Source organism: Pseudomonas sp. Au-Pse12 (assembly GCF_021341665.1).
Taxonomy (GTDB): domain Bacteria; phylum Pseudomonadota; class Gammaproteobacteria; order Pseudomonadales; family Pseudomonadaceae; genus Aquipseudomonas.
The window spans coordinates 39129-52868 of record NZ_JAJTTH010000020.1; the positions used below are offsets into that span (position 1 = coordinate 39129).

A 13740-nucleotide genomic window follows, 5' to 3' on the forward strand; every position below is an offset into this window, starting at 1 on the left:
GAGCCGTTGCAATGAATAAAAAACCTGAACGCACAGGGCTGGAAAACCCCGGAACCGCTACCCGGGTGGTCTGGGGCGGCGAGCAAGTCCGTCACCCCTACAACGCCACGCAAACCCCGATTGTCGCCAGCGCCGCCTACGGTTACGACGACATTGACCAGTGGTACGACGTGGCCCTGGGCAAGGCCCCGGGCTTCATCTACAGCCGCATGAGCAACCCCACCGTGGAAACCCTGGAAGCCAAGCTGCGGGACCTGGAAAGCGCCGAATCGGCGGTGGCCTTCAGCAGCGGCATGGCGGCCATCAGCGGGGTGCTCTACAGCTTCCTGCGCCACGGCCAGCGGGTGGTGTCGACCAAGGACAGCTACGGCGGCACCAACAAGATTTTCGAAGAGTTCCTGCCGCGCATGGGCGTGGCCGTGAGCCTCTGCGAAACCTTCGACCAGCAGCAGATCGAGGCCGAGATCGCCAAGGGCTGCGACCTGCTGTACCTGGAAACCCCGACCAACCCGACCTTGAAGATCGTCGATATCCAGCGTCTGGTGGCGGCGGCGAAAAAAGTCGGCGCCCTGGTGGTGGCGGACAACACCTTCGCCACGCCGCTGAACCAGAACCCCCTGGCCCTGGGCGTGGACGTGGTGATCCACAGCGCCACCAAGTTCCTCAGTGGCCACGGCGATGTGCTCGGCGGCGTGGCCTGCGGCAGCGAAGCGCTGATGAGCCAGGTGCGCCATTACCGGGAAATCAACGGCGCCAGCCTCGATCCGTTCTCGGCCTACCTGATCATCCGCGGGATCAAGACCCTGGCCCTGCGCATGCGCCAGCAACAGCACAGCGCCGCGCAGCTGGCGCAGTTCCTGCTCAACGAACCACTGGTGGAATCGGTGAACTACCCGGGCCTGCCCAGCCACCCGAACCACGCCGTGGCCTGTGCGCAGATGCGCGGTTTCGGCGCCATCGTCAGCTTTGTCCTGGTGGGCGGCATGGACAGCGTCAAGCTGCTCTTGCCGCGCCTGCGCTATGCCCACTGCGCCGGCAACCTGGGTGCGGTGGAAACCATCTACGGCCCGGCGCGCACCACCAGCCATGTCGAGAACACCCTGGAAGAGCGTCAGGCCCTGGGCATTTCCGAAGGGCTGGTACGGGTCTCGGTGGGCATCGAAGACACCGATGACCTGCTGGCGGACCTGCAACAGGCCTTCGCCTGGCTGCGTCAATCGCTCAAGCACAACCCGGCGTCCGACGCCGTTCCTTCCCTGCAGGCCCGGGCCGAGGTCGCCCACTGAAAGAGCGCGCAACACCCCCACAGCAAGGCAGCCAGTGGGGGCTTCATGAAGAGGAATAACAATAAAAACCTGGTGGCATCCGATTTGTTTTCTGCCCATTTCCACAGTCGCAGAAATTGAGACTTGCCCTGACAACTTTCATGAGAACCATCATGTCCCTACAAGAACAACAGACCGACTTGCGCGGCGGCTTCAAGCAAGAAATGCAGACCCGGCACATTGTCATGCTCGCCCTGGGCGGGGTGATCGGCACCGGGCTGTTCCTCACTTCCGGCTACACGGTGAACCAGGCCGGCCCGCTGGGCGCGGTGATCGCCTACATCATCGGCGCGCTGATGGTGTACCTGGTGATGATGTGCCTGGGCGAGCTGGCGGTGCAGATGCCCGAGACCGGCTCCTTCAGCACCTACGCCACACGCTTTCTCGGCCCCGGCACCGGCTACACCGTGGCCTGGCTGTACTGGCTGACCTGGACCGTGGCCATCGGCTCGGAATTCACCGCCGCCGGGATCCTCATGGCCCGCTGGTTCCCCGAGACCCCGGTGTGGATCTGGAGCGCGCTGTTCGCCATGATGGTGTTCCTGTCCAACGTGGTGTCGGTGCGGCTGTTCGCCGAAACCGAGTTCTGGCTGTCGCTGGTCAAGGTGGTCACCGTGCTGGCGTTCCTGGCGGTGGGCGGTGGGGCGATCCTCGGTTTTTTGCACATCGACCAGGCCCACAGCATTGGCCTGAGCAACTTCACTCGCGAGGGGCTGTTCCCCACCGGCTTCATGCCGATCGCCATGACCCTGCTGGCGGTGGCTTTCGCGTTCTCCGGCACTGAACTGATCGGCATCGCCGCTGGCGAAACCCGCGACCCGCAACGCAACGTGCCACGGGCGATCCGCACCACGGTGCTGCGCCTGGCGATCTTCTTCGTTGGCACCATCTTCGTCCTCGCCACCCTGTTGCCGCGGGAGCAGGCCGGCCTGGTGGAAAGCCCGTTCGTCACGGTGTTCACCTACATCGGCATTCCGTACTCGGCCGACATCATGAACTTCGTGATCATCAGTGCGCTGCTGTCGGCCGCCAACTCCGGGTTGTACGCCGCCTCGCGGATGCTCTGGACCCTGAGCGACCAGGGGCACCTGCCCAAGCAGTTCTCGGCCCTGACGCGCATGGGCACGCCGCTCAACGCGATCATCGTGAGCATGGCCGGCGGCGCCGCTTCGCTGCTCAGCAGTGTGTTCGCCCCGGACACCATCTACCTGGCCCTGGTGTCGATTTCCGGGTTGGCGGTGGTGGTGGTGTGGATGAGCATCGCCGCCAGCCAGATCGCCTTCCGCCGGCACTTCGTGGCCAACGGCGGTGATGTGCGCGACTTGAAATTCCGTGTCCGTGGCTACCCCTGGGTGCCGCTGGGGGCGCTGTTCTGCTGCGCCCTGGCCTGTGTCGGCATCGGTTTCGACCCCGAGCAGCGGGTGGCCCTGTACTTCGGTGTGCCCTTCATCGCCTGGTGCTACTTCGTGTATTACATTACCCGCAGTAGCCGCCAGCGGCGCCTGGCCCTGGCACCTCTGGCTCGCTCGTCCGATGCCCTGTCGGGCTGACGGACGGGAACGGTATCCAGGGTGTCCATGAGAGCCAGGCCATGAAGCAGAAAAGCTTGCCCCCGCTGAACTGGCTGCGCGCCTTCGAAGTGTCCGCCCGCTGCCTGAACTTCACCCACGCCGCCGAGGAGCTGTTCCTCACCCAGGGCGCGGTCAGCCAGCAGATCCGCCAATTGGAAAGCCACCTCGGGGTGGCGCTGTTCAAGCGCCTGCCCCGGGGCCTGGACCTGACCGAGGAGGGCCGCTCCTACCTGCCGGTGGTGCAGGACGCCATCACCCGGCTGGCGGTCGGCACCAACGAGATTTTCGGCCAGCACCAGCACCGGCCGATCAAGGTGCGCGGCAGCCTGGCGTTCTTCGTCCACTGGCTGGCGCCCAAGCTGCTGACCTTTCAGCAGGCCCAGCCCCAGGTGGACATTCGTTACATCAGCAATATCTGGGTCAAGGAACTGGATGGCGAAGACGACCTGGAAATCCGCTGGGGGCGCGGTCACTGGCCGGGGCTGGTGGCCCAGCGCCTGACCTGGGACAGCCTGTTCCCGGTCTGCGCACCGGCGCTGCTGGCGCGCCTGCCGCTGCAGGTGCCGGCCGATCTGGCCCGCCATCAACTGCTGCACGTGCTGGGCTACGAAGAGGGCTGGGGCTACTGGCTTGAACGGGTCGGTGCCAGAGGCGTGGACTCGTCCCGGGGCATGCAGTTCGACACCCTGATCTCGACCCTGCGCATGGCCGAGCTGGGGCAGGGCGTGGCCCTGGCCCGTTCCTCGATGGTCGCCGACATGCTGGCCGACGGGCGTCTGGTGGAGCCCTTCGAGCAGCGTATCGAGGCTAGCGAATCCTTTTACCTGGTGCGCGGCGCGGATGCCGAGCAACACCCCGATGCGCTGAAGTTCTCCACCTGGCTGGTGGAGCAGGCCCATCGCTACAAATGACTGGCCGGAGCCAAGCATGCGCTATGTGAGTACCCGCAGTGCCGCCGAACAGGTGGATTTTGCAACCGTGGTCCTGTCCGGCGTGGCCGCCGATGGCGGGCTGTATGTGCCGCAGCGGCTGCCGTGTTTCAGCCCCCAGGAAATTGCCAACTGGTCGACCCTGGACTACCCCGAACTGGCCTTTCGCGTGCTCAGCCCCTTTGTCGGCGACAGCCTGCCCGAGGCCGACTTCAAGGCGTTGCTGCACCGGGCCTACAGCGGTTTTGGCCATCGTGCGGTGGCGCCCCTGCGGCAGATCGATCGCAACGAATGGCTGCTGGAGCTGTTCCATGGGCCGAGCGGTTCGGCCAAGGATTTTGCCGCGCGGCTGCAGGCCCAGCTGGTGAGCTACTTTCTCCAGCGCCGGCAACGTCGCGGGGTGCTGGTGGGCGCCAGCAACGGCGACACCGCCCTGGCGGCGATCGACGCCTTCAAGGACTGCGCGCAGACCCAGCTGCTGGTGTTCTATCCGCAGCACGGCGTGCCCGAGCAGCAGGGGCAGCAGTTGCAGGCGGCGCACAACCCCGGCCTGTGGCGCTTTGCGGTGGCGGGCAGTTTCGACGACTGCCAGACCCTGGTCAGCCGCCTGCTGCGCCAATGGCCCCTGGCCGAGCGCGAGGTGATCGGTTTCAACTCCAGCAACTGGGTCGGGGTCATGGCCCAGTTGGTGCTGTACTTCCACGCCGTGCTGCAACTGGGGGGCGGCCAGCGGCCCATCGGTTTCAGCGTGCCGGCGGCGAGTTTCGCCGAGGTCTATGCCGGCTACATCGTGCAGAAAATGGGCCTGCCGATCACCCAGATGATCGTCGCCACCAACCGCAATGACGCCCTGCACCAGCTGTTCCTGAAAAACCAGTACTGCCGCGCCCAGGCCAGCCAGAGCCTGTCGCCGGCCATGGACCTGTCGCTGTTCGCCAACCTGGAGCGCTTTGTCTGGGAGTTGTATGGCCACGACTCGCAAGCGGTGGCGGCCTTGATGCAGCGCTTTGAAGACAGCGGCGAGATGACCCTGGGCAACGAGTTCTGGCTGCAGGCGCGGATGATCATCGACTCCTATTCGGTGAGCGATGAAGAGACCGGCAAGGAGATCAGCAGCCTCTATCGGGACACCGGCTACATCATCGACCCGCATGCCGCCACCGGGGTCCTGGCGGCGCGCCTGTATCGGCGCAGCCTGGTGGCGCCGATGGTCACCCTGGGGGAAATCGCGCCGGCCAAGTCGGCGCGGCTGCTGGGTTCGCTGGGCATCCCCGGGGTGGTTACGCCACCGCTGGCCGCGCCCTCGACGCAGCAGTGGCAGGCCCTGGCGGCGGATGATTTTGACGCGGTCTTGCATTGCCTGAAGGCGCTGTGATGGGCACGTTCAAGGGGTGGGTATGAAGCGGATTCTGGATCCTCTGGACGAGCGCATCATCGCCGAACTGACCCGCAATGCCCGGGCGGCACATGCCGAGCTGGCGGCCAAGGTCAACCTGTCGCGTAATGCCGTGCGCCAGCGCATCGAGCGCCTGGAGCGCGATGGGGCGATCCAGGGCTACACCATTCGCGTGGGCGAGGGGCGTGGGGCGGATACCCGGATCAACGCGCTGATCTTCGTCTACCGCTACGACCGCATGCGGGGCGCCGAGGTGTTGCAGGCGTTGCGCGCGATGCCGGAGATCGTCCAGTGCGAAGTGCTCAGCGGCGAGTTCGACGTGCTGGTGCGGGTCAGCGCCGCCAGCGCAGAGCGAGTGCACCGAGTGTGGAATGACATCGCCGCCTTGCCCGGGGTGGAAAACACCGTGACGTCCTTTGTCTTGTCGTCGGTGAGCTAGGCGCTGTTCGCCACGAAAAAAAAGCCAACGCAAGTTGGCTTTTTTTATGCCCGCTCACCTGGCTCCAGGGTTGAGCAAAATGCTCAGCAAATACAGCAAAACGGCATATTTCACTGCCCGGCCCCGGCCCCTAACCTTGTCTCCATCAGCTTCTTCAACCCGGATGGAACACAACAAAAATGACCGAATACAACATTGCCCTGGTGGGCTTCGGCGGGGTCAATCGGGCCCTGGCGCAACTGATTGCCGAGCGCAATCAGGCGTGGAAAAAACAGCTGGGCTTGAGCCTGAAAATCGTCGGTGTCAGCGATCTGTTCCTCGGTTCCATCGTCGCTCCCCAGGGGCTGGATGCCGGCCTGCTGAGCCGGTTGCCCGCCACCAAGGGCGCCCTGGCGCAACTGCCTGGCGGCCAGGTGGAGGCGCTCAACGAACAGGTGATCAAGGACTCCGGCGCCGACATCATCGCCGAGGCCACCTTCACCAACCCGGTGGACGGCGAACCGGCCAGCACCTTCTGCCGCTGGGCCCTGGAGCAGGGCAAGCACGTGGTGACCACCAACAAGGGTCCGATTGCCCTGCACGGCGCCGAGCTCAAGGCCCTGGCCCTGCGCAATCAGGCGGCGTTCGAGTACGAAGGCGCGGTGATGAGCGGCACCCCGGTGATCCGCATGGCCAAGCAGTCCCTGGCGGGCAGCGAGCTGCTGGGTTTCGAGGGCATTCTCAATGGCACGTCCAACTTTGTGCTGACCCGCATGGACGCCGGCCTGGGCTTTGCCGAGGCGGTGGCCGAAGCCCAGGCCCTGGGGTACGCCGAGGCCGATCCGACCGCGGATGTCGAAGGCTTTGACGTGCGCTTGAAGGTGGTGATCCTGGCCAATGAACTGCTCGGTGCGCAGTTGACCGTCAGTGATGTCAGTTGCCGGGGTATCTCCGGCCTGACGGCGGCGGACCTGGAGCAGGCCCGTGCCGAGGGCGCGCGCTGGAAGCTGATCGGTTCGGCTCAGCGCCTGGCCGATGGCTCGCTGCAGGCCCGTGTCGAGCCGCGGCTGTTGCCTTTGGCTCATCCGCTGGCGGGTATTGGCGGGGCGGTCAACGCGGTGTCGTTCAACACCGAGCTGCTGGGCGCGGTGACGGTTTCCGGACCGGGCGCGGGGCGCATCGAGACCGCCTTTGCCTTGCTTTCGGACATCATTCACATCCACCAGTCGCGCTCGGCTCGCTAGGAGCATGCCCATGAACCTGTCTCGCCTGGCGCCCGTCGCCGATACCATTGAAGTGCGCAGCCCATTCGATGGCCGGGTCATCGGCAGCGTGCCGCGCACCGATGCCTGCGCCGTGCCGTACCTGTTGCAGCAGGCCCGCGAGGGCGTGCGGGCCTGCGCCGCGCTGCCGCGTTTCCAGCGGGCGCGGATTCTCGAACAGGCGGCCCTGAACATTGAGCGTGACGCCGAGCACTTTGCCCGGTTGATCGTCGATGAAGCGGGCAAGACCCTGAAACAGGCACAGAAGGAGGTCAAGCGCTGCGTCAACACCCTCAAGCTCTCGGCCGAAGAGGCCAAGCGCAATGCCGGCGAAGTGCTGCCCTTCGACGCTTATGAAGGCTCGGAAAACCGCCAGGGCTGGTTCTCCCGCGAACCCTTGGGGCTGATCCTGGCGATCACCCCCTACAACGATCCGCTGAACCTGGTGGCGCACAAGCTCGGCCCGGCGATTGCCGGGGGCAACGGGGTGATTCTCAAGCCCTCGGAGCTGGCACCGCTGTCGGCGATCAAGCTGGTGGAATACCTGCGTGATGCCGGGCTGCCGACTTCGGTGGTGACCCTGGCCACCGGTGGCGCGGACCTGGGCAAGGCCCTGGTGGAAGCCCGCGAGGTGCGCATGGTGTCGTTCACCGGTGGCTTCGTCACCGGCGAGCAGATTGCCCGCAGCGCCGGCCTGAAAAAGCTGGCCATGGACCTGGGCGGCAATGCCCCGGTGATCGTGATGGCCGACTGCGACCTGGCAGCGACAGTGGCGAGTTGCGTCTCGGGGGCCTTCTGGGCGGCCGGGCAGAATTGTATCGGCACCCAGCGCCTGCTGGTCCAGGCCTCGATCTACGAGGCCTTTCGCGAGGCCTTTGTCCGCCTTGCCCGGACGCAGGTCAGTGGCGACCCGCTGGCCAGCAGCACGGACATCGGGCCGATGATCAGCCTGCAAGCGGCGCAGCGTGCCCAGGCCGTCGTGGACGAAGCCTTGCAGCAGGGCGCACGGCTGCTGTGCGGGCACCAGCGCCAGGGTTCCTGCTACGCCGCCACGGTGCTGGAGAACGTCGACCACGGCAGTCGGCTGTGGCAGGACGAGGTCTTTGCGCCTGTGGTGGTGTTGCAGCCGTTCGACGATCTGGATCAGGCCATCGCCCTGGCCAACCAGCCCGAATACAGCCTGCATGCGGGGATCTTCACCAACGATCTGCGCACCGCCATGGACGCCGCGCGGCGGATCGAGGCGGGCGGGGTGATGATCAACGATTCGTCCGACTACCGTTTCGATGCCATGCCCTTTGGCGGCTTCAAGTACGGCAGCCTGGGCCGCGAGGGGGTGCGTTTCGCCTATGAGGAAATGACCCAGCCCAAGGTGGTGTGCCTGAACCGCCTGGGCTGAGGCAGGTAGCGCTCACACGACAGGTCGTCGGGCACCGGGCAGGTTTGGTCACCTGCCCGGTGTTTTTTTTGCGGGCGGCGCGGGGCGCTGAATCGGTGGCGGCGCGGGCAGTGGTAAAGTTCGCCGCTTCAGGATGAACGATGCGGGATGCCGGCGAATGATCAAACGGTGGTGGCAACAAGGGCGCGGCCTGTGGCTGTTGCTGGTATTCGGGCTGCTGCTGCCGACGCTGGTGCACGCCGAGGAGGCGCCGCCGGGGTGGGTGAAGGTGGCCCTGGATCGACGGGTGATCGACCTGACCGCCACCCTTGATGGCGCCACACAGCAGCGCATGGTGCACAAGCTGGAGGCGCTGGAGCAGCGCCGTGGCGCGCAGATCGCGGTGATGCTGGTGCCCAGCCTGGGCCAGCAGAGCATCGAGGCGCTGAGCAACCCGCTGTTTCGCGCCTGGAAACTGGGGCGCAAGGGCGTCGACGACGGCATCCTGCTGCTGGTGGCGAAGAACGACCGCAAGGTGCGGATCGAGGTCGGCTATGGCCTGGAAGCGGTAGTCACCGACCTGTTGGCCGGGCAGATCATCGCCCAGGACCTGACCCCGGCCTTTCGCCAGGGAGATTTTGCCGGCGGTCTCGACCGTGCCCTGGACGACCTGATCCTGCTGGTGGATGGCGGCTCGCTGCCGCAGCCGGCCGGGCTGTCGGTGCCGCTCGAAGCCTATGCCTTGCTGCTGGCGTTCATCTTCGGCGCGGTGGCGGGCGGCCAGGAGTGGCGGGTGCAGTTGTTCCTGGTGCCGCTGTGCATGCTGATCGGCGGCGCCACCTTCGCCGGGTTGTGGCAGGCGCGCCGGGTGTTTTACGGGGTGCTGGGGCTGTTGCTGTACATCGGCTTGTTGACCCTGGTCAGCCAGTACCTGGGCCGTTCGACCTTTCTCTATGGCCTGGCGTGGCCGGCTGGGGTGTTGTTGGTGCTGGGCGGCCATTGGCTGCTGTACCGGATGATGCGCAACCAGTGGCACAAGAGCAGCAAAGGCTTTTTCTGGCGCCTGGGCGTGCTGCTGACCCTGGTGCTGCTGTTGGGGTTGGGTGTCGACGCCTGGCAGCTGGCCCAGCGCTGGCTGAGGGTGCTGCCATTCGCCTATTGCCTGATCTTCATCCTGTTTGCCGATGCCCGTCGCTTTCGCTGGAGCAGCGCTGGTGGCAGCCGCAGTGGCGGCCGTTCCGATTCGGGCGGTGGGTTTTCCGGTGGCGGTGGTTCCAGTGGCGGCGGTGGGGCTTCCGGCAGTTGGTGACAGTGAGTGGCCGGGCCAGCTGTTTGCGGGTGACCTACCTGCTGGCGTGCGCTGGCTCGGAGCGCGGACCGGCCATGGCATGGCCGTGTCCGCCTGTTGCGGATCTTGAGTAGGGATAGCCGGGCATGCGCGAATGAATCTTGCAGTTGATAATCGTTCTCGATTGAGAATAAGATATGTTATTACATTATTTTTGTCTCAAGGAAGCCATGCCCATGAAAGTCCTGTCCTCCCTCAAAGAAGCCAAGAATCGTCACCGCGACTGCCAGATCGTCAAGCGTCGCGGGCGGATCTACGTGATCTGCAAGTCCAATCCACGCTTCAAGGCGCGCCAGGGCGGGGCGAAGAATCGCAACAAGGGGTGATCCAGCTCCCGCTCCCGTCCAGGGCGCCCGATACGCTGCAAGCACAGCCGGGCGCCTGGGTGGCTTATTTGCCCAGGCGGGCGATCAGGGGCTCAAGCGTCGGGCGTTTGCTCTGCCACTCCGCCTTGGTGATGCCCAGCAGGACCACGTCGATACGTTCGTCCTCCTTGAGGATGTTCTGGCGCCGCAGCCCCTCCTGTTGGAAACCGAATTTCAGGTGCATGTTGATCACCGCAGGGTTACTGGCCAGCACCTCGCAGTTGAGCTTTTCCAGGCCGGCTTCAGTGAAGGCGTAGTCCAGCATCCAGAACTCGATCAGGCTGCCCAGGCCCTTGCCTTGCTGCTGGGCGTCCAGGTAGAACGCCCAGTCGGCGGTTTTCTGTCGGGCATTGATGGCATTCAATGAAACGATGCCCAGGGCCTGGCCTTCACCCATGACGACAAACACTGCCTGGGCCGTATTGCCCTGCAAGGAGCTCAGCCAGCGCTGGTGTTCCTGTTCACTGATTTCATGGGAGGTGTACATGTACTTGCGCACCTCTTCCTGGTTGCGCAGCGTGCGCACATGGGCCTGAGTGGCGGGGTCGGCATCGACCAGGGGGATGAACTGCATCCTGATGTCCTTCTCGGATGGGGTAACGGTGGTGGCACATGATGGCATATCCACTGCCGTTGTATGGATTTGTCTCCTGAGACAAGAACCGGTAGAAAGAACCCTCACATTCAGAAAACAGATACCAGCATGAGCGACATTGAGAAACCCAATAGCCGCCTGTTCGACCTCGACTTGCTGCGGGCCATTGTCACAGTGGCCGATTGCGGCAGTTTCACCACGGCGGCCACCCGCCTGCATTCCACCCAGTCAACCATCAGCCAGAAGATCCGCCGCCTGGAAGAGATGGTCGGGCAGCGCCTGCTTGAGCGTGGCAACCGTGACGTGCTGCCGACCGATGCTGGCGAGACGCTGCTGGGGTATGCCCGGCGCCTGCTGGCGCTGAACGACGAAATGTTCGAGGCACTGTCCGGTGCCACGGTGGTGCTGACGGTGCGAATCGGCGTACCGGATGACTTTGCCGCTGGCCGCACCACCGAACAGTTGGCGGCGTTCAACCGGCGCTACCCGCAGGTCAAGCTGGAGGTCACCAGTGGCATGAGCCGCGACCTCAACGCCAGTTATGACCGCGGCGAGCTGGACCTGGTGGTGCTCAAGCAACTGCGCAACAGCCGCGAGGCACTGGCCTGCTGGCCGGAGAAGACCCGCTGGGTGGACAGCGCGAAAAACCCCTGCATCGATCTCGACCCGCTGCCTATCGTGACCTTCCCGCCGCGCGGGGTGTATCGCGATGCGATGATCAATGCCCTGGAAGCCATAGGCCGGCGCTGGCACATCAGCTTCACCAGCTCCAGCCTCAGCGGGCTGCAGTCGGCCATCGCCGATGGCATGGGCATCGGCTTGCTGCCGTTGCGGGCGGTAACGGCTGGCCATCAGGTGCTGCCCAAGAGCACCGGGTTGCCCTCGGTGGATGTGTTCGAGGTGGCGTTGCTGCACCGTCCGGCGGCGGATCCCATGGTCAAGGAGCTGGCGCGGGTCTTGTCGCGAGTGCTGGCCGAGGACACTCAGGGCTGAAACCGTCAGGCATTTGATAAGTGAATATAGCGGATTCCAGTATTTAATTTGTGCATGTAAACGGCGCTGGATATCGTGGTGGCCAGCAGCGGTCCGCGCCACCCCCCTGGCGCGTCGACCCGCAGGTTTGTTAACCCCGCCGGCGTTGCTGCGTGGGGCAGCAAAACAACAATGAGGAGAGTCTCCATGTCCAAAACCACTTATTACGCGCCTCACGGCGGGCACCCGGCGCAGACCGAACTGCTCACCGACCGCGCGATGTTTACCGAAGCCTACGCGGTGATCCCCAAGGGCGTGATGCGTGACATCGTCACCAGCCACCTGCCGCACTGGGACAACATGCGCATGTGGGTGATTGCCCGTCCGCTGTCGGGTTTTGCCGAAACCTTTTCCCAGTACATCGTTGAAGTCGGCGCCAATGGCGGCAGCGACAAGCCCGAGCAGGACCCCAATGCCGAAGCGGTGCTGTTTGTCGTCGAAGGCGAGGTCAACCTGACCCTGCAAGGCCAGGTGCATGTCCTCAAGCCGGGCGGCTATGCCTTCATTCCGCCGGCCGCCGACTGGAAGCTGCGCAACACCAGCGGCACCGAGGCGCGTTTCCACTGGATCCGCAAGCACTACCAGAAAGTCGATGGCGTGCCTTATCCGGACGCTTTCGTGACCAACGAGCAGGACATCGAGCCGCGCGTGATGCCCGATACCGAAGGCCGTTGGAGCACCACGCGCTTTGTCGACATGAGCGACATGCGCCATGACATGCACGTCAACATCGTCAACTTCGAGCCGGGCGGCGTGATTCCGTTCGCCGAGACCCACGTCATGGAACACGGCCTGTACGTTCTGGAAGGCAAGGCGGTGTATCGCCTGAACCAGGACTGGGTCGAAGTCGAGGCCGGCGACTTCATGTGGCTGCGCGCCTTCTGCCCGCAGGCCTGCTACTCCGGTGGCCCGGGTCGCTTCCGCTACCTGCTGTACAAGGACGTGAACCGCCAGATGCGCCTGACCCTCAACGCGGCGCATTGAGCCAACGGCGGGGCAGGGGCGCTTCAGGCCTCTGCATGGCTGGATGGCCAAGCATGAAAACCGGCGATCATTCGCCGGTTTTCTTTTTTCTGCGGGCTGCGCCCGCCGGGAATATTCGGCTCTGGAGCAGGCCACAGCGTGCCCTGGCTCGATGTCCACCGCATCCAGGATCGTTGCGGGCTTTCGGAAAGAGACGGACCTTCACGACGGAGTTTCGCACAGCGGATTGTCAGTTGCTGGCCGCGCTTGTGCGCGCCGGCGCCGCTCATTGCTGCTGCTCCAGCTGGGCTACGCGATAGCGCAGAACCTGCAGTATCCGACCGCAGTAACCAGGCTCCGCGTACTGTTCAACCGGCGGCCCGTAGAAGCCCCGGCGCTCGGCCAGGCTATATGCATCACGCAGGTTGTGGGCGGTGATGTCTTCCAGCTGCTCGTCGACCAGAGATTTGATTGGGGAAGTGGTTATTCTGCTTCCTTGCGCCGGTGACAGGCTTCCATCAGGCGCTTGCAGTAGTGAGTGAATTCGTCGGTGGTGATTGCCCTGTCGGTGAAGAGGCGGGTGATCAGGCCTTGCACCAGGACATCGATGTCGGACTGGCTACTGGGATCGGCAACGCCTTCGAGGGCTTGGACGATTAGGATGTGAGGGCTCAAAGCCCGCACTCCTGCTCTAGGCGCGCCTGCTCTTGCTCGAAGGCCGCGGCGGCCTCTACGTGAGGCTTCAAAAGTTCGAGAGCGATTTCCTTCAGCGCTGACTTCTTGCCCAGCAGGTACACCGCCAGATCCATCAGGAGCCCCGAGCTGCGAAAGCCCATGGCACTGATCACCAGTTGGCCGAAGGCGTCTTGCTGATCCTCACCGTCGATCTGGCGTTGGTTCAGGTGGTCCTGCACGGCCCTTGCAACGTCGGCCTGTGTGACCTCGCCGCGCTCTGAAGGCTGGTAGCCCCAGGAAATCCGGCGGGTGGTGTCGGAGGGGAAAGGGGTTGACTAACTTTTCGCGATAGCGTCTATAGGGCTTACAACGGAAAGTAATAGGGAAATTACGTGTTACAGAAGCTCATTTTGATGTTGGCCATTTTGCAGTTGAGCGGCTGTGCTTGGCTTGCTGCAAATTCATACGGTCCCATTTCCTGCT

15 protein-coding genes are annotated in these 13740 nt (G+C 64.3%); 11 read left to right on the forward strand and 4 right to left on the reverse strand.

Annotated elements, in window-relative coordinates; all coding sequences use genetic code 11:
• The first annotated feature begins 11 nt into the window (after positions 1-11).
• The 9 genes from LXM55_RS31300 (at position 12) to ykgO (ending at position 9953) form a co-directional block, all read left to right on the forward strand.
• Positions 12-1286 carry a cystathionine gamma-synthase family protein gene (locus tag LXM55_RS31300; RefSeq protein WP_233323960.1) on the forward strand — a complete coding sequence of 425 codons (1275 nt, stop codon included), beginning with the start codon at positions 12-14 and terminating at the stop codon, positions 1284-1286.
• Between the two features lie 152 nt (positions 1287-1438).
• Positions 1439-2875, forward strand: a complete 1437-nt coding sequence (locus LXM55_RS31305; RefSeq protein WP_233323961.1) for an amino acid permease — start codon at positions 1439-1441, stop codon at positions 2873-2875.
• A 41-nt stretch (positions 2876-2916) separates the two neighbouring features.
• A complete protein-coding gene (locus tag LXM55_RS31310; RefSeq protein ID WP_233323962.1) occupies positions 2917-3807 on the forward strand; it encodes a LysR substrate-binding domain-containing protein in 891 nt (296 codons plus the stop codon).
• A 16-nt stretch (positions 3808-3823) separates the two neighbouring features.
• Positions 3824-5200 (forward strand): threonine synthase, encoded by a 1377-nt coding sequence (thrC, locus tag LXM55_RS31315; RefSeq protein ID WP_233323963.1) that lies wholly within the window; start codon positions 3824-3826, stop codon positions 5198-5200.
• 22 nt (positions 5201-5222) lie between these two features.
• Positions 5223-5660: an Lrp/AsnC family transcriptional regulator gene (locus LXM55_RS31320; protein WP_233323964.1), complete on the forward strand. Its 438-nt coding sequence runs from the start codon at positions 5223-5225 to the stop codon at positions 5658-5660.
• Positions 5661-5839: 179 nt separating this feature from the next.
• Entirely contained in the window at positions 5840-6883 is a 1044-nt protein-coding gene (locus tag LXM55_RS31325) for a homoserine dehydrogenase (RefSeq protein ID WP_233323965.1), read from the forward strand.
• Positions 6884-6893: 10 nt separating this feature from the next.
• Positions 6894-8300: an aldehyde dehydrogenase family protein gene (locus tag LXM55_RS31330; RefSeq protein WP_233323966.1), complete on the forward strand. Its 1407-nt coding sequence runs from the start codon at positions 6894-6896 to the stop codon at positions 8298-8300.
• Between the two features lie 157 nt (positions 8301-8457).
• Positions 8458-9588 (forward strand): TPM domain-containing protein, encoded by a 1131-nt coding sequence (locus LXM55_RS31335; protein WP_233323967.1) that lies wholly within the window; start codon positions 8458-8460, stop codon positions 9586-9588.
• 215 nt (positions 9589-9803) lie between these two features.
• Complete coding sequence (ykgO, locus tag LXM55_RS31340) at positions 9804-9953, forward strand: type B 50S ribosomal protein L36 (protein WP_011062095.1); 150 nt, start codon at positions 9804-9806, stop codon at positions 9951-9953.
• A 64-nt stretch (positions 9954-10017) separates the two neighbouring features.
• On the opposite strand, the gene pseH is transcribed toward ykgO, so the two are convergent.
• A complete protein-coding gene (gene pseH / locus LXM55_RS31345; protein ID WP_233323968.1) occupies positions 10018-10566 on the reverse strand; it encodes a UDP-4-amino-4,6-dideoxy-N-acetyl-beta-L-altrosamine N-acetyltransferase in 549 nt (182 codons plus the stop codon).
• A 129-nt stretch (positions 10567-10695) separates the two neighbouring features.
• Here pseH and LXM55_RS31350 point away from each other — a divergent pair, with 129 nt between their 5' ends.
• Together LXM55_RS31350 and LXM55_RS31355 are read left to right on the forward strand one after the other, a co-directional pair.
• Positions 10696-11580 (forward strand): LysR family transcriptional regulator, encoded by an 885-nt coding sequence (locus LXM55_RS31350; protein ID WP_233323969.1) that lies wholly within the window; start codon positions 10696-10698, stop codon positions 11578-11580.
• A 186-nt stretch (positions 11581-11766) separates the two neighbouring features.
• Positions 11767-12603: a bifunctional allantoicase/(S)-ureidoglycine aminohydrolase gene (locus tag LXM55_RS31355; RefSeq protein ID WP_011062092.1), complete on the forward strand. Its 837-nt coding sequence runs from the start codon at positions 11767-11769 to the stop codon at positions 12601-12603.
• Positions 12604-12626: 23 nt separating this feature from the next.
• Here LXM55_RS31355 and LXM55_RS31360 read toward each other — a convergent pair whose 3' ends face one another.
• From LXM55_RS31360 to LXM55_RS31370, 3 genes are all read right to left on the reverse strand, one after another.
• Positions 12627-12872, reverse strand: a complete 246-nt coding sequence (locus tag LXM55_RS31360) for a hypothetical protein (RefSeq protein ID WP_233323970.1) — start codon at positions 12870-12872, stop codon at positions 12627-12629.
• A 193-nt stretch (positions 12873-13065) separates the two neighbouring features.
• Positions 13066-13257, reverse strand: coding sequence for a hypothetical protein (locus tag LXM55_RS31365; RefSeq protein WP_233323971.1), 192 nt, complete (start codon positions 13255-13257; stop codon positions 13066-13068).
• Positions 13254-13496, reverse strand: coding sequence for a hypothetical protein (locus LXM55_RS31370; protein WP_233323972.1), 243 nt, complete (start codon positions 13494-13496; stop codon positions 13254-13256). Before LXM55_RS31370 ends, LXM55_RS31365 begins: the two co-directional genes overlap by 4 nt.
• Positions 13497-13740: the final 244 nt, after the last annotated feature.